The organism is Nonomuraea sp. NPDC049637, assembly GCF_040675235.1.
Taxonomy (GTDB): Bacteria; Actinomycetota; Actinomycetes; order Streptosporangiales; family Streptosporangiaceae; genus Nonomuraea.
Genome location: NZ_JBFAOM010000001.1, coordinates 263247 through 278060, shown reverse-complemented (window position 1 = coordinate 278060; position 14814 = coordinate 263247). Strand labels below are relative to the sequence as shown.

14 protein-coding genes are annotated in these 14814 nt (G+C 73.9%); 6 read left to right on the top strand and 8 right to left on the bottom strand.

Annotated features, from left to right (window positions below):
• Nucleotides 1–82 precede the first annotated feature (82 nt).
• The gene (locus AB0J71_RS01325) at nucleotides 83–1276 is read right to left on the bottom strand and encodes an MFS transporter (RefSeq protein ID WP_352328051.1); all 1194 of its coding nucleotides are present in this window, start codon (nucleotides 1274–1276) and stop codon (nucleotides 83–85) included.
• Nucleotides 1277–1334: 58 nt separating this feature from the next.
• Here AB0J71_RS01325 and AB0J71_RS01320 point away from each other — a divergent pair, with 58 nt between their 5' ends.
• Nucleotides 1335–2312, top strand: a complete 978-nt coding sequence (locus AB0J71_RS01320) for a DUF5937 family protein (protein ID WP_364411887.1) — start codon at nucleotides 1335–1337, stop codon at nucleotides 2310–2312.
• Nucleotides 2313–2318: 6 nt separating this feature from the next.
• Here the strand turns inward: AB0J71_RS01320 and AB0J71_RS01315 are convergent, their stop codons facing one another.
• Together AB0J71_RS01315 and AB0J71_RS01310 are read right to left on the bottom strand one after the other, a co-directional pair.
• Nucleotides 2319–3299 carry a terpene synthase family protein gene (locus AB0J71_RS01315; protein ID WP_358294221.1) on the bottom strand — a complete coding sequence of 327 codons (981 nt, stop codon included), beginning with the start codon at nucleotides 3297–3299 and terminating at the stop codon, nucleotides 2319–2321.
• An 8-nt stretch (nucleotides 3300–3307) separates the two neighbouring features.
• Nucleotides 3308–3853 (bottom strand): EF-hand domain-containing protein, encoded by a 546-nt coding sequence (locus AB0J71_RS01310; RefSeq protein ID WP_352328048.1) that lies wholly within the window; start codon nucleotides 3851–3853, stop codon nucleotides 3308–3310.
• 153 nt (nucleotides 3854–4006) lie between these two features.
• Here AB0J71_RS01310 and glnA point away from each other — a divergent pair, with 153 nt between their 5' ends.
• Nucleotides 4007–5368 (top strand): type I glutamate--ammonia ligase, encoded by a 1362-nt coding sequence (gene glnA, locus AB0J71_RS01305; protein ID WP_352328047.1) that lies wholly within the window; start codon nucleotides 4007–4009, stop codon nucleotides 5366–5368.
• A gap of 26 nt (nucleotides 5369–5394) precedes the next feature.
• Here glnA and AB0J71_RS01300 read toward each other — a convergent pair whose 3' ends face one another.
• The gene (locus AB0J71_RS01300; protein ID WP_352328046.1) at nucleotides 5395–5739 is read right to left on the bottom strand and encodes a YciI family protein; all 345 of its coding nucleotides are present in this window, start codon (nucleotides 5737–5739) and stop codon (nucleotides 5395–5397) included.
• A 37-nt stretch (nucleotides 5740–5776) separates the two neighbouring features.
• Complete coding sequence (locus tag AB0J71_RS01295) at nucleotides 5777–6370, bottom strand: AAA family ATPase (RefSeq protein WP_352328045.1); 594 nt, start codon at nucleotides 6368–6370, stop codon at nucleotides 5777–5779.
• A gap of 445 nt (nucleotides 6371–6815) precedes the next feature.
• Between AB0J71_RS01295 and AB0J71_RS01290 the strand changes: the two genes are divergently transcribed.
• Nucleotides 6816–7529, top strand: coding sequence for a hotdog fold domain-containing protein (locus AB0J71_RS01290; protein WP_352328044.1), 714 nt, complete (start codon nucleotides 6816–6818; stop codon nucleotides 7527–7529).
• A 44-nt stretch (nucleotides 7530–7573) separates the two neighbouring features.
• Here the strand turns inward: AB0J71_RS01290 and AB0J71_RS01285 are convergent, their stop codons facing one another.
• Entirely contained in the window at nucleotides 7574–8422 is an 849-nt protein-coding gene (locus AB0J71_RS01285) for an alpha/beta hydrolase (protein WP_352329481.1), read from the bottom strand.
• 114 nt (nucleotides 8423–8536) lie between these two features.
• Here AB0J71_RS01285 and AB0J71_RS01280 point away from each other — a divergent pair, with 114 nt between their 5' ends.
• The gene (locus AB0J71_RS01280; RefSeq protein ID WP_352329483.1) at nucleotides 8537–9223 is read left to right on the top strand and encodes a type 1 glutamine amidotransferase; all 687 of its coding nucleotides are present in this window, start codon (nucleotides 8537–8539) and stop codon (nucleotides 9221–9223) included.
• A 34-nt stretch (nucleotides 9224–9257) separates the two neighbouring features.
• Here the strand turns inward: AB0J71_RS01280 and AB0J71_RS01275 are convergent, their stop codons facing one another.
• Nucleotides 9258–9836 (bottom strand): HXXEE domain-containing protein, encoded by a 579-nt coding sequence (locus tag AB0J71_RS01275; RefSeq protein ID WP_364411884.1) that lies wholly within the window; start codon nucleotides 9834–9836, stop codon nucleotides 9258–9260.
• Between the two features lie 84 nt (nucleotides 9837–9920).
• Between AB0J71_RS01275 and AB0J71_RS01270 the strand changes: the two genes are divergently transcribed.
• The gene (locus tag AB0J71_RS01270) at nucleotides 9921–12842 is read left to right on the top strand and encodes a bifunctional [glutamine synthetase] adenylyltransferase/[glutamine synthetase]-adenylyl-L-tyrosine phosphorylase (protein WP_352329486.1); all 2922 of its coding nucleotides are present in this window, start codon (nucleotides 9921–9923) and stop codon (nucleotides 12840–12842) included.
• A 33-nt stretch (nucleotides 12843–12875) separates the two neighbouring features.
• On the top strand, nucleotides 12876–13919 hold the full coding sequence (locus tag AB0J71_RS01265; RefSeq protein ID WP_352329488.1) for a hypothetical protein: 1044 nt from the start codon (nucleotides 12876–12878) through the stop codon (nucleotides 13917–13919).
• Between the two features lie 13 nt (nucleotides 13920–13932).
• On the opposite strand, the gene AB0J71_RS01260 is transcribed toward AB0J71_RS01265, so the two are convergent.
• Nucleotides 13933–14760 carry a LysR family transcriptional regulator gene (locus AB0J71_RS01260; RefSeq protein ID WP_364390742.1) on the bottom strand — a complete coding sequence of 276 codons (828 nt, stop codon included), beginning with the start codon at nucleotides 14758–14760 and terminating at the stop codon, nucleotides 13933–13935.
• Nucleotides 14761–14814: the final 54 nt, after the last annotated feature.

Sequence of the window (14814 nt, the reverse complement as noted above, 5' to 3'; positions counted from 1 at the left end):
CGGGACGAAGCCAACATCTGATCAAAATTCTCTCAACGGCGGCGGATTCCGTTGAAACGCCGCCCAGAACCTCAGGCCGGCGTCAGCGCCGGCGGATCGCCGGGCCGAGGGCCAGCATGCCGGCCGCCGAGACCAGCGCGACGCCGCCCACGGCGAACCACAACGTCTTCGGCCCGGCCGCGAGCAGCGGGCCGCCCATCAGCGGCGCCAGCACCGAGGCCAGCGACCAGGCGAAGCCGAACAGCCCCGAGTACCGCCCCCGCAGGTGCTCGGGGGCCAGCGCGGCCACGATCGTCCCGGCGATGCCCGCGGTGATGATCTCGCCGACGGTCCACACCCCGATCGTGACGGCCAGCCAGAACGTCGTGGTGACGAAGGCCGTCAGCGCGAACCCGGCCCCCATGACCGCCAGCCCGAGCGCGAACGTGCGGGAGGGGTCCCTGCGCCCGAGCCAGCCGGACACCAGCGGCTGCACGACGACGATCAGCACCCCGTTCAGCGCCATGGCCAGGCCGAACTGCCCCGGCGTCAGCTTCACCACCGACGTCATCGCGACCGGCAGCATGGTCACGGTCTGCAGGTAGACCAGCGCGTTGCCGAGCACGACCAGCGTGAAGGCCACCATCAGCCGGTCGCGCAGCACGACGCCGAACCCCCCGGACGACTCGCGCGCCGGCGGCCGGGTCTCGGGCACCGCCCGCCACACCAGCGCGGCGAAGACCAGGCACGACGCCGCGTCGATCCAGAACAACCAGGCGAACCCGACGCTGGCCAGCCACCCGCCGGCCGTCATGCCGACCGCGTAACCCAGGTTGATCGCCCAGAACAGCAGCCCGTACGCGCGGGCCCGCTCCGACGGCGACACCAGGTCGGCCACCAGGGCGCTGGACGCCGGCCGGTAGATGTCGATCACCAGCCCGAGCACGAACATGGAGGCGACGATCGCCGGCAGCGAGGTGCTGTAACCGAGCGCCAGCATGGTGGCGGCGGTGGCCAGCATGCCGCCCGCCAGCGTGACACGGCGCCCGATCCGGTCGGTGAGCACGCCGGCGAGGATCTGCGACAGCAGCGAGCCCGCGCCGTAGACGCCCATGACCAGGCCCACGGCGGTCACCGACATGCCGCGGGAGTGAGTCAGGTACACGCCGGTGAACGGCATGACCAGGGTGCCCAGGCGGTTGACGAGGGTGCCGCTCCACAGGGCCCAGAAGGGCCGCGGCAGCCCGCCGATCTGGGAGCGGAGGAAGGAAGGCTTCTCAACAGCGGTGCTAGACACGGACCAAGGGTCAGGTCTGGGACGCCGAGGCGCCATCGATTTAGTGCACACTAAAACCATGGCCGTCACCTGGGACCTCAAGCCGGAGGACGTCGCGCGCATCCGGTTCGCGTTCTCGCCCATGTGGGAGCTGGTCGCGAGCCTGCGCACCCTCCAGGACCCCTCCAGGCAGTCGATCCACCTGCCCTGGATCAAGGCCGTGCGCCCCCGGCTGGCCGGGCTCGACCTCGACGAGCTGTTCGCGCTGGTGCCGCCGAGCGGCTACCTGGCCGACTTCATCACGCCGCCCCCGCGCACGCCGCTGCCCGACTACGCCGCCGAGCTGGAGCAGGTCCGCAACACGCCGCCGGAACGCGCCCGCACCGAGGCCGCCACCATCGCGGGCACCATCGCGGGCACCGACCGGGCGCTGCTCGACCGGTTCATGGCCGACCCGGCGGCCGGCGTGGCGCGGGTGGCGGCGGCGCTGGAGACGTACTGGCGGGCCTGCTTCGAGGAGTTCTGGCCGCGCGTCTACGGGCTGCTCGAACGCGACGTGCTGCGCCGCTCCCGCCAGCTCGCCCAGGGCGGGGCCAGGGAGCTGTTCGCCGGGCTCGGCCCCGCCGTGGAGTGGACGGGGGAGCGGCTGCTCATCGACCGGCCCTGGTGCCACGCGGGCGGCCTGCACGGCGACGGGCTGCTGCTGGTGCCGAGCGCGTTCTACTGGCCGTCGGTGGCCGTGATGTCGGCGCCGTACCAGTCGATGCTCGTCTATCCGGTGCTCGGCGTCGGCACGCTGTGGGAGCAGGGGCCGCCGCCCGCACCCGGCGCGCTGGCCGCGCTCATCGGCCGCAGCCGGGCGCAGATCCTGCTCGCGCTGGCCGAGCCGAGCACCACCTCGGCGCTGGCCGCCCGGATGTCGCTCACCCCGGGCGCGGTCAGCCAGCACCTCGGGGTGCTCAGCGACGGCGGGCTGGCGGTGGGCCTGCGCCTCGGCAAACAGGTCGTCTACCGCCGGACGGCGGCCGGCGACATGCTCGCCGGCGCCGCCCCCTGACCGGCCTCACGCGTACCGGGACGACTCCAGCAGCCAGTCCAGGTGGGCGCGCGGCGCGGCCAGGTAGGCGCAGGCGACCTTGCTGACGTCCCTGGCCGCCTTGGGCGGCAGGTCGTCGAGCGGCAGCCGCCTGGCCGCCCGGTTCATGTCCTGGCAGCGCCCGGCGATCCGGTCGAGCACCCACGCCACGGCCTCGCGCTCGCCCAGCCCGAGCTGCCGCACCGCCAGCACGACCAGGTTGTGCACGTCGCCGCGCTCCTTGGGCCGCGAGGCCACGTCGTTGCACCAGGCCGTGACGTCGCTGCAGGCCTCCACCAGCTCCCGCCACGGGTCGCACTGGACCACCCAGGCCGGCACCTCGACCCGCAGGCACGGCTCCACCAGGTCGTACAGGTAGGGGCCCACGGTGCCCCTGCGCAGGGCCGGGTACTCCTCCAGCGTCGGCATGCGCCCGGCGGCCCGGTTGTCGGCCTCGGTGCGGCACGCGTCGGCCTGGCGGCGCAGGTTGACCGCGAAGCGGGCCCGCCACTGGTCGCTCATGCGCGCGCTGGTCACCCGCCACAGGTCGGCGAAGGCCGCCTCCAGCGGGTGCCGGGCCGCGCCCTTGAGCATGCCGCCGAAGATGTCCAGCGGGCACGACCCCTCGTCCAGCTCGTCGTCGAGGTGGAACAGCCAGGTCAGCCACTGGGCGAACAGTGCCGCCGCGGCCGCGTCGAACTCGGCGAACGCGCGCCCGGCCATCCGGTGGAAGCCCACCCCGGCGTCGGCGCGCAGGCCCGTCCGCCTGGCCCAGTCGATGACCGCGGCCTCGATGGCGTACACGGCCGGGTGCATCCGGCAGGGCGCCGCCATCGCCGGCACCCGCTCGACGAGCGGCAGCAGCGCCAGCGCGGGCGAGCCGCCCTTGCGCGGCAGCGGCAACATCGGCTTCCAGTGCAGGACCGAGCGGAGCGCGGTGCGCACCGTGGCGAACACGGTGGTGCTCACGGCCGTGTTCACAGCGGACCGTAAAGCCAGTTGCCCGCGGCGTTCGGGTCTGAGCTGCGGTAGTAGTCCTCGGCCGCGTGGATCAGCTCCTCGACGGTGAGCGCGCCTCTGCCCTCCCGGTCGAGCCGGTCGAAGGCCTCGTCCACGTCGTCGTAGGCGGTGCCGAACGCGCTGAGCATCGTGCGGAACTCGCCCGGCCGGATCAGGCCGTCGCCGTCGCCGTCGCAGAGCTGGGCCACCGCCACCGTCGCCGGCCGGAACACCGGCTCGTACCGGTCGCCGGTGACGAACGCCGCCGTCATCCCGCCGCGGAAGTCCGTACGCGCGATGCCGGAGTCGCCGTCGCGGTCGAGCGCCTGCGACAACGTCGACCAGATGCCGTCGAAGCTGCCGACGAGCCGGTTGCCGGTGACCGAGGTGGGGGACTCCCCGAAACCCACCAGCAGGCGTGCGCCCAGCCCCAGCAGGTCCTCCCGCTCGACGACGCCGTTGCCGTTCGCGTCGATGTGGTCGAACGCCCGATCGAGCTTGTGATTGAGCAGGTCGATAGCCACCAATGCCTCCCCCGAGACTAACTGCGTGATCACAGTAGATCTGGGCGGCCCCTTTGTCAGTGAGGCTCGCACCGGCACCCCCCGTAACGTGTGCGAAACACGGGCACGGCATGCTGATGTCAAGACCCGCACCAGCTTCGACGAGGGGATGCCTTGGACCGCCAGCAGGAGTTCGTGCTCCGCACGCTAGAGGAACGCGACATCCGGTTCATCCGGCTCTGGTTCACCGACGTCCTCGGCTTCCTCAAGTCCGTCGCGATCGCGCCCGCCGAGCTGGAAGGCGCCTTCGCCGAGGGCATCGGCTTCGACGGCTCGGCGATCGAGGGCTTCGCCCGGGTCTACGAGTCCGACATGCTGGCCAAGCCCGACCCCTCGACGTTCCAGATCCTGCCCTGGCGCAGCGAGACGCCGGGCGCGGCGCGCATCTTCTGCGACATCCTGATGCCCGACGGCACCCCGTCGCACGCCGACCCGCGCTGGGTGCTCAAGCGCACGCTCGCCAAGTGCGCCGACATGGGCTTCACCTTCTACACCCACCCCGAGATCGAGTTCTTCCTGCTGAAGAACCGTCCCGAGGCCGGCCAGAGGCCCGAGCCGATCGACTCCGGCGGCTACTTCGACCACACGCCCCACAGCTCCGGCCACGACTTCCGGCGCCAGGCGATCATGATGCTGGAGTCGATGGGCATCTCCGTCGAGTTCAGCCACCACGAGGGCGCCCCCGGCCAGCAGGAGATCGACCTGCGCTACGCCGACGCGCTCACCACGGCCGACAACATCATGACGTTCCGGCTGATCATGAAGGAGGTCGCCCTGGAGCAGGGCATCTGGGCCTCGTTCATGCCCAAGCCGTTCACCGAGCACCCCGGCTCGGGCATGCACACCCACATGTCGCTGTTCGAGGGCGACCGCAACGCCTTCCACGAGGCGGGCACCGACTACCGGCTGTCGAAGATCGGCCGCTCGTTCATCGCGGGCCTGCTGCGGCACGCCGCCGAGATCACCGCCATCACCAACCAGTGGGTCAACTCCTACAAGCGGCTGTGGGGCGGCGCCGAGGCCATCGCGGGGCAGGGCGGCGAGGCGCCCTCCTACGTGTGCTGGGGGCACAACAACCGCTCGGCGCTGGTCCGGGTGCCCATGTACAAGCCGCACAAGGGCGGCTCGACCCGCGTCGAGTTCCGCTCCCTCGACTCGGCGTGCAACCCGTACCTGGCCTTCGCGCTGGTGCTGGCCGCCGGGCTCAAGGGCATCGAGGAGGGCTACGAGCTGCCGCCGGCCGCCGAGGACAACGTCTGGACCCTGACCAGCGCCGAGCGCCGGGCCCTGGGCATCCAGCCGCTGCCCGGCTCGCTCGACGAGGCCATCGCCGTCATGGAACGCAGCGAGCTGGTGGCCGAGACGCTGGGCGAGCACGTCTTCGACTTCTTCCTGCGCAACAAGCGGGCCGAGTGGCGCGAGTACCGCCGTACGGTCACCGAGTTCGAGCTGGGCCGCTACCTGCCGGTGTTGTGAGGCCGGGCGGGACGCACCCGCCCGGTTCAGCCCTTGAACTCGCGCACCTCGACCGGCAGCACGCCCACGGCGCGGGCCAGCCGGCGCCCCCACTCCAGCGCGGCGTCCCGGTCGGGAGCCCGGATGACGGTGAACCCGCCGACGTGCTCCTTGCCCTCGGTGTAGGGGCCGTCGGTGGTGAACGTCTCGTCCGCGCGCATCCGGATCACCGACGCCTGCTCGGCCGGGGCCAGGCCCCCGGAGAAGACCCACACGCCGGCCGCGCGCATCTCCGCCTCGACCGCGCCGATGTCGCGCATGATCGGCTCCAGGACGGCGGGCTCGGGCGGCGGGCCGTCGGGCTCGAACAGGGTGAGCAGGTACTGCTTCATGGGTCCTCCCTCGTGCGTCCGCGTCCCCCGGACGCCGTCAGTCGGCGGGGGCGCGGTCGGCGCTGTCGAAGACGATGTGCTCCAGCAGGTCGGCCTCGGCCCGGGTGAGCACGTGCGCGCTGACGGCCGGGGCGGGGTCGCCGCCGGCCACCCGCGCCAGCAGGCTCTCCCAGCGGCGGCGGTGGCGGGCGAACGTGCGGGGCGCGACCACCCGGCCCCTGGCGTGCTGCCCGGCGACCGCCACCTCCGGCGGCGCGTCGAGCAGCAGCAGGTGGAAGCTCGCCCGCTGCCTGCGGGCCAGCCAGGCGAACCCCTTCAGCACGTACGTGGCGCAGCCCCGGTTGTGCGCGAGGACCGCCCGACCGCCGGCCAGCGCCCGGCTGATGCGGCTCAGGTGGGTGGCGAACACCACGGCGCGGCGCACCGGACGGGGGGCCCAGGGGATCCGGCCGTGCCAGCGCAGGCGGGACTGCCCCGAGTCGATCACCACGACCGCCTCGGCGGCGACGGGCGCGCTCTCGGCGCCGTGCAGGCCGTAGAGGCGGCGCAGCAGCGTGGTCTTGCCGGCGCCGGGCAGCCCGGTCAGCACGACCAGCGACCCGGGCGGAAAGCGTAACGTCGCCCGCTGCACAGACCCACCCCGCCCGATCGGATTCGCTTCGACCCCTGTGCGCGCCAGCATAGGGGGCGGGGGCGCGTGGCGGGCGGGCCCGGCCGCCGGAACGGTCCGACGGGATATACCGGGAACGGGTCCGGGGCGGGGAAATCACGGGATAAGGTACTGCCGACGCCTTGATCGGTCTCACCCCGGATACAGATGCGGCTCCGGGTTGGGGCCGATTTTCGTTGTTCCTCACCCCCGAGTCACATCCGTGCCATGGACGGCGCCGACCCTGGGAGGGGACGGCCGGGGGCGGCCGGGGAAGTTTCGGCCACGCCTGTGGCGTTATGGCATGAGTCGGCCGTCGGTCAGGGACCCCCAGCATCGTGGTAATCCGGGAGTCCAGTAAAATCGGCCTACTCTTTACGATATTTCCGGACTTCTCGCCTTGTGGGGCGATATTGGAGGGTGTGGCATGACGACGGCTGCCCTGCAGACCGTGTTGACCGTTCCCGAGCGTTTCCGGGGCCCGGTGGGAGTCGCCAACGGCGGCTGGATCGCGGGCACCATGGCAGAGGCGCTGAACGGCGGCCGATCAGCGGTCGAGGTCACGCTGCACGCGCCCACGCCCCTGGAGACCGAGCTGCGCCTGGAGCACGTCGCCAACAGCGTCTCGCTGTCCGACGGCGACAAGGTCCTGGTCGAGGCCATCCCCGTCGCCGAGACCCTGGCCGGGCCCGGGTTCGTGCCGTTCACCGACGCCGCCCGCGCCGAGGCCGGGTTCGTCGGCCTGAAGGCTCACCCGTTCGCCGAGTGCTTCGCCTGCGGCCTGCGCGAGCCCGGCGACGGCCTGCGCATCTTCCCCGGCCCGGTGGAGGGCTCCGACCTGGTCGCCGCCGGATGGCGGGTGCCGTTCACGGTGAGCGGCGAGGACGGCGTGCCCGCCTCGATCGTGGGCGCGGTGCTCGACTGCATCACCGGCTGGGCGCACTTCGGCCCCGGCGAGTCGGCCCTGCTCGGCCGCCTGGTCGTGCAGATCAACGGCCCGGTGCTGCCGGGCGGCCGCTACTCCGTCGTGGCCCGTCCGACCGGCCGCGACGGCCGCAAGATGTACGGCGAGAGCGGCATCTACGAGGACGACGGCACCCTGGTGGCCGCCGCCCGCGCCACGTGGATCGCTCCACGCTGACCTGCGCATCAGGACGGCCCCCGAGCTCGGCTCGGGGGCCTTTCTCATGCCCCGGTGATGCGTTCCAGGACGGTCGTCACCGGCTGCTCGTCGAACAGGATCGTGTAGTGGTTGCAGTCGGGCACGACCTCGTCGCGCAGGCCGGGCACGCGGGCGGTCCAGGTGCGGGCGACCTCGTCGGGGAGCATGCCGGTGTCCTGGTTCAGCAGGCCGCGCGGGGCCCTGAGCAAATAGGCCGGCGCCTTGATCGCGGCCAGCGCGGCGCCGATCTCGTCGGTCTCGGTACGCATCCAGCGCCCGTCCGCCATCACGGCCTCACCCACCGCCCGCGAGCGCAGCGCGCCCTCGGGGCCGGCGAGGTCGTAGCGCACGTACGCCTCCACGTCGGGGCTCCAGTGGCCGGCGAAGGCCGGGTGGGCCCTGAAGAAGTCCACGTACTCCTCCGCGGAGGCGAACGTCCGGCGCAACCGGTCCAGCGCGGGGCCGAGCGTGGCCGCCAGCGCGGCGTCGGGGTCCGCGCCCTCGGGCAGGGGCAGCGGGAGGCCGCCGTCCACCAGGACGACCCGGTCGAAGTCGCGCCGGGCTCCGGCCAGCACGGCCACGTACGCGCCCATCGAATGGCCGGCCAGCACCGCGTCCGGGCCCGCGCCGACGTGCTCGGCGACGCGCAGGACGTCCTCGGCGTGCCGGGGCAGCCCGTACGGGCCGGGCAGGGAGGCGCTGTGACCGCGTCCGCGCAGGTCCATCGCGATCAGCGACCATTCCTCGGGCAGCCGTCGCCCGACCGCGCCCCAGGCCATCAGCGAGGCGCTGATGCCGTGGACCGCGATGACCTTGCGGGGGCCGGTGCCGAACGTGGCGACGCGGAGCCCGTCCACTTCGTCGAATCTCATAGCCGGATCCTAGGGAGGCCGTCCGGGGCCGGGAATCACCGCCCGTCGGTGCAGGCACGTCGCACGACGGGCGTAAGAGCGTTTTCACCAAAAAATGCGGATAAATTACCCGATATGCGCATCACCGTGATCGAGCACGAGGCCGGCGCCGGGCTCGGCTACCTGGCGGACTGGCTGGGCCTGACCTGCGACGTCGTACGGCCGTACCGGGGCGAGCCGGTGCCGGAGCGGGCCGCCGACGGCCTGATCGTGCTCGGCGGCGCCGCGGCCGCCTGGGAGGACGAGCGCAGCCCCTGGCAACCCGCCACCCGCGCCCTGCTGCGCCGCGCCGTGGCCGAGGGCACGCCCACGCTCGGCATCTGCCTCGGCGCCCAGCTTCTCACCATGGCGCTCGGCGGCACGGTCGAGCGCGGCGGGAACGGCCTGGAGGTGGGGGCGTGCGAGGTGGTCGCGCTGCCCGCCGCCGCCTCCGACCGGCTGCTGGCCGGCGTCCCGGCCCGGGCCACCGCCGTCCAGTACCACCAGGACGCCATGACGCGGCTGCCGCAGGGCGCGGTGCCGCTGATGACCGGCGCCCAGTACCCGAACCAGGCCTACCGCATCGGCGAGCGCGCCTGGGCGGTGCAGTTCCACCCCGAGGCCACCCCGGAGATCTTCACCTCCTGGACGGCGGAGTCGGACCTGGAGGCGGCCGAGGACCTGAACGCCGCCGTCAAGGCCGCCGAGCCCGCCCTGGTCGCGACCTGGCGCCCGGTCGCGCAGGCCTTCGCCCAGGTGATCGAAGCCTCCCGCCCAGCCTGACGGCCCACCTCGGGAGGCGAGGTGCCGACGCGGGTCAGAACCAGCGGTCGCGGCCGAGGCCGTCCGTGGCCGATGACGCGGCCGGCGCGGACCCGGCGGACCGGTCGTGGCGGCGGGTGAGCAGATGGGCGGCCGCGTGCACGGCCCCCACCGTCAGCGGCAGCGCCGCGAGCCCGAACGCGGCCGACCGCCCCGGCGCCGCCACCACCCCCGCCCGCCGCAACCGCCGCCACGCCCACGCCGAGAACGGGATCACCACCAGCGGCGCCGTCGCCACCCCGGGCGTGTACCCCCGCGTGGCGGCCGCCTGCGCCAGGTGGACGACCCCGTGCAGCCCGAACCCGGCCAGCACCGCCTGGAACACCGGACTGCGCCCGCCGCTGCGCGCCCCCAGCGCCGAGGCCCCCGCCACCACGCCGCCCATCAGCCCGATCGCCACGTTCACCCGCGCCTGCGACACCTCCAGCCGCTCCCACGGCACCCCCGGGTACAGCCGCTCCAGCCGGGGACGGGCCCGCCGCGCCCATCCCGCCATGGTCGCCAGCTCCTCGGCGTCGTGCACGGCCCAGGCCGCCAGCAGTCCCCAGGTCACCGCCGCGGGCATCCGGCTCATGTCGTCCCCCTCCTGAAGCAAAACGCAACGCTACGTTGCGTTGTACTCTACGGCTTTCCCGAAGCCACCTGTCAAGATGGGCAGGTGCCCAGGATCGAATCGACCGCCGCACGCCTCGCCAAGCTCGGCTTCGCCGACGGGGCCAGAGCCGCGCAGCTGCTCGACCGCACCCCGGCCGACCTCGACGACCTCCTGGAGTTCCTGGTCGCCGTGGCCGATCCCGACCTGGCCCTGGTCTCGCTGACCCGCCTGGCCGAGCGCGAGCCGGCCGTTCTGACCGCCGTGCGCGAGGACGAGCGGCTCAGGACGCGCCTGTTCGCCGTGCTCGGCGTCAGCGCCGCGCTCGGCGAGCACCTGGTCCGCCACCCCGGGCAGACGGCCCTGCTGGCCGAGCCCCAGCTGGGCGAGGCGCGCGCCGCGCTGCTGCGCGCCGTCGGCGCCGAGCCCGGCGAGCCCGAGCCGCGCGCCGGCGCCCCCGACCCGCTGGTGGCGCTGCGGGTGGCCTACCGGGGCCGGCTCATGCACCTGGCCGCCCGCGACCTGACCGGGCAGGCCACGCTCACGGAGGTCATGGCCGAGCTGTCCGACCTGGCCGGTGCGGCGCTGGAGGCCGCCCTCGCGATCGCCCGCGCCGAGGTCGACGACTCCGAGGCACGCCTGGCGGTCATCGGCATGGGGAAGTGCGGCGCGCGCGAGCTCAACTACATCAGCGACGTAGATGTGATCTTCGTCGCCGAGCCGCGCGAGGGCGCCGACGAGACCAAGGCGCTGCGGTCGGCGACCCGGCTGGCCCAGGCCATGATGCGGGCCTGCACGGCGGCCACCCAGGAGGGCTCGCTGTGGGAGGTCGACGCCGGCCTGCGGCCGGAGGGGCGGTCCGGCCCGCTGGTCCGCACCCTGGCCAGCCACCTGGCCTACTACCGCCGCTGGGCCAAGACCTGGGAGTTCCAGGCGCTGCTCAAGGCCCGTCCGGTGGCGGGCGACCAAGAGCTCGGCGAGTCCTACGTCCAGGCGGTCAACGACCTGGTCTGGACGGCCGCCACCCGCGAGCACTTCGTGGAGGACGTGCAGGCCATGCGCCGCCGCGTCGAGTCGCACGTGCGCGCCGAGGGGGAGCGGCAGCTCAAGCTGGGGCCCGGCGGGCTGCGCGACATCGAGTTCGCCGTCCAGCTCCTGCAGCTCGTGCACGGCAGGCTCGACCCGCTGCTGCGCCGCCGGGCCACCCTCCCGGCCCTGGCCGCCCTCTCCCGCGGCGGCTACGTCGGCCGCGACGACTCGCGCGGGCTCGCCGAGGCGTATTCGTTCCTGCGCCAGGTCGAGCACCTGCTGCAGCTGCACCGGCTGCGGCGGACGCACCTGCTGCCCACCGACGAGGCCGACCTGCGCAGGCTCGGCCGCGCCCTCGGCATGCAGGCCGACCCGGTGGGGGAGTTCACCGCCCGGTGGCGGCGGCACGCCATGGAGGCGCGGCGGCTGCACGAGAAGCTGTTCTACCGGCCGTTGCTCCAGGCGGTGGCCCGGCTGCCGGAGTCGGAGGCGCGGCTGTCCACGGCCGCGGCGGCGGCCCGGCTGGAGGCGCTCGGCTACGTCGATCCCAACGGCGCCCTGCGGCACATCGCCGCGCTGTCCACGGGCGTGTCCAGGCGCGCGGCCATCCAGCGCACGCTGCTGCCCGTCATGCTCGGCTGGTTCGCCGACACGCCCGACCCCGACGCGGCGCTGCTCGGCTTCCGCCAGGTCAGCGACAAGCTCGGCAGCACCCCCTGGTACCTGCGGCTGCTGCGCGACGAGACGGCCGTGGCCGCCCGCATGGCCCGGGTGCTCGGCACCGGCCGCTACGCCACCGGCCTGCTCATGCACGCCCCCGACGCGGTCGCGATGCTCGGCTCCGACGCGGAGCTTGCCGTGCGCCCGCCCGAGTCGCTGCGCGGCGAGGCGTCGGCCGCGGTGTCCCGGCACGCCGGCGACCCGGAGACCGCGGTGGCGGCCGTGCGCGGGCTGCGCCGCAGGGAGCTGTTCCGCACGGCCGTCGCCGACATCTCGGGCCTCCTCGACATCGAGACCGTCGGCACGGCCCTGTCGTCGCTCACCGACGTGACCCTCCAGGCCGCGCTCGACGCCGCGCTGGCCAAGGCCCCCGACGTGACCAGGTTCGCGGTCATCGCCATGGGCCGGCTCGGCGGCATGGAGTGCTCGTACGCCAGCGACGCCGACGTGATGTTCGTGCACGCGCCGCTGCCCGGCGTCGAGGAGCGGGAGGCCACCGACGCCGCCTTCGCCGTGGCCAACGAGCTGCGTCGGCTGCTGTCGCTGCCCGCGCCCGACCCGCCGCTGCTCATCGACCCCGACCTGCGCCCCGAGGGCCGCCAGGGCCCGCTGGTGCGCACGCTGGCCTCCTACCGCGCCTACTACGCCCGCTGGTCGTCGCCGTGGGAGGCGCAGGCGCTGCTGCGCGCCCGCTTCTCGGCCGGTGACGCCGCGCTCGGCGACGCGTTCACCGCCGTCATCGACGAGCTGCGCTACCCGGCCGGCGGGCTGCGCGAGGACGCCGTCAGGGAGATCAGGCGGCTGAAGGCGCGCATGGAGGCCGAGCGGCTGCCGCGCGGCGCCGACCCCGCCCTGCACACCAAGCTCGGCCCCGGCGGCCTGTCGGACGTGGAGTGGGTGGCCCAGCTCCTCCAGCTCTGCCACGCGGGCGAGGTGCCGGCCCTGCGCACCACCCGTACCATCGGGGCGCTGCGCGCGGCGGCGGCCGAGGGGCTGCTGGACCCGGCCGACGAGCGCGTGCTGGCCGAGGCGTGGCGGTTCGCCTCCCGGGTCCGCGACGCGATCATGCTGGTCCGGGGCAGGCCGGGGGACAGCGTGCCGGCCGAGGCGGGGGAGCGCCGGCTCATCGCCCGCACGCTCGGCTACCCGCCCGACGGCTCGGAGGACTTCCTCGACGACTACCGCCGCGTCACCCGCCGCGCCCGCCAGGTCGTCGAGCGCGTCTTCTACGGGGGTTGATCCCGGTCCGCGGCCGGGTGTATCAAGGCGCAGGTGTTATCCGTTTACGTGGACCTGGCCCTCGGCCTGGTGGTGTCGTTCCTGCTGCTCTCACTGCTGGTGAGCGGGGTCAACGAGGCGTTCGTGCGCCTGCTCGCCATCCGCAGCAAGTTCCTGTGGGCCTACCTCAGGGACACCCTCGACGGCGCCGACGCGCAGGGCAGGTCATGGCTGCCCGCCAAGGTGCGCGACGTGTTCGCCGCGCTGCCGTTCTCCCGCGACCCCCGGCCCGTCCACAGCGACCAGCCCTCGCCCGCCGAGCCCGGCACGCTGCCGGCCGCCGAGCCCAAGGCGCAGGACGCCATGGTCAAGCTGCTGTACGAACGCGTCCAGGAGATCGACCACCCGACGAAGGGCCGGACGAGCATCGCGAACATCCCGCCGGGGCGCTTCGCCGTCGCCCTGATGGAGATGGCGGCCGCCGAGCCCGAGGGCGTCGAGGGCTTCCTGGCCAAGCTCAAGGAGATGGGCAGCCCCCTGTACGGCCACCTGCGCGGCGTCTGGGAGACCGCGCAGCGCGACCTCGACCGGTTCAGGCAGGGCGTCGAGACCTGGTTCGACGGCGAGATGGAACGCCTGTCGATGTTGTACAGGCGCTACGTCAAGTGGGTGGTGGCCGTCCTCGGCCTCCTGGTCACGCTGCTGTTCACCATGGACGGCCTGGAGTACGGCAAGACGCTGCTGCGCGACAACGCCTTCCGCGCCTCGGTGACCGCCGTGGCCGAGGCGGGCCCGGCGGCCTACGACGAGCTCAAGGCCCGATGCGGCCAGTCCGACCCGGTGCCGTGCATCACCGAGACGCTCAGCGAGCCCGCGATGGTCCAGATGCTCCAGCACGCGCTGGTCAGCATCGCCATCCCGGCCGAGGGCGACCCCACGCTGCACTGGAACGGCGCCACCTGGTGGAGCCGGCTCACCACCCCCAGCCACTGGCCCGGCTACCTGCTGACGTACGTGGCCCTGCTGTTCGGCGCCCCCTTCTGGTGGGACGTGTTCCGCCGCATCACCGGCATCAAGGCCCGGCGCAAGGACCAGTGAGCAGGCCGCCGGGTCAGGCGCTCATGGCGTACAGCACGTCCCGCAGCGACTCCTCGCGCCCGCGCAGCCAGACCAGGCGCAGGGCCAGCGCGGGCGCCCGGCAGTCGAGCGCGACCAGCGCGCCGGAGGCGAGGTCGGCGCCCAGCGCGAAGTCCGGCAGCAGGGCCTGCCCGAAGCCCTGCCTGGCCCACTCGCGGGCGGTGGCGATGCTGGTCAGCTCCCGGCGCGGCACGTCCGGGCCGAACGCCTGGTCGGCCGCGAGCCGGATCGAGCAGCCGGGCGGGCTCACCAGCAGCGGCTCCCGCTCGCCGTCCGGCGCGGCGACCAGCGACAGCGCGACCTCGCCGACGTCGAGGAAGTCCATGCCGGGCGGCGGGGTGAACCCGAGGCCGCCGATCCGCGGGCCGAGGTCGAGCAGGAGCGCCGCGTCCAGGTCGCCGGAGGCCACCTGGGCCAGCAGGTCCTGCCGCATCAGGGAGCGTACGTCCACGTCCAGGTCGGGACGGCGTTCGGACAGGCGGCGCAGCACGGCGGGCAGCCGGGCGGCGGCCAGCATCTCCAGCGCGCCGACGCGCACCCGGCGGCGCCGGCCGGTGACCGCGCGGCGCACCTCCTCGGCGTGGTCGAGCAGGCCCTGCGCGCGGCCGAGCAGCGCGGCGCCGGCCTCGGTCAGGCGCATGCCCTGGGGCGTGCGCTCGAACAGCGGCACGCCGAGGCTGCCTTCCAGCCTGCGCACCTGCTCCGACACCGACGCCGGGGCCAGGCCGAGCGCGTTCGCCGCGCCGGTGACGGTGCCCGCCCCCGCGACGGCGACGAAGCCCCTCAACTGCCGCAAGTCCATATAAAGCAGCATAAGGTTTTCCCGAATGCCCCGTACGGCGGCGCCTGTTGAGGG

What these genes read in the sequence shown, in the direction of transcription:
- AB0J71_RS01275 (WP_364411884.1), bottom strand. Translation starts at nt 9,836, where the DNA reads ATGAGCCGGATGCCCGCGGCGGTGACCTGGGGACTGCTGGCGGCCTGG.
- AB0J71_RS01290 (WP_352328044.1), top strand. Translation starts at nt 6,816, where the DNA reads ATGACGACGGCTGCCCTGCAGACCGTGTTGACCGTTCCCGAGCGTTTC.
- AB0J71_RS01320 (WP_364411887.1), top strand. Translation starts at nt 1,335, where the DNA reads ATGGCCGTCACCTGGGACCTCAAGCCGGAGGACGTCGCGCGCATCCGG.
- AB0J71_RS01300 (WP_352328046.1), bottom strand. Translation starts at nt 5,739, where the DNA reads ATGAAGCAGTACCTGCTCACCCTGTTCGAGCCCGACGGCCCGCCGCCC.
- AB0J71_RS01285 (WP_352329481.1), bottom strand. Translation starts at nt 8,422, where the DNA reads ATGAGATTCGACGAAGTGGACGGGCTCCGCGTCGCCACGTTCGGCACC.
- AB0J71_RS01260 (WP_364390742.1), bottom strand. Translation starts at nt 14,760, where the DNA reads ATGGACTTGCGGCAGTTGAGGGGCTTCGTCGCCGTCGCGGGGGCGGGC.
- AB0J71_RS01280 (WP_352329483.1), top strand. Translation starts at nt 8,537, where the DNA reads ATGCGCATCACCGTGATCGAGCACGAGGCCGGCGCCGGGCTCGGCTAC.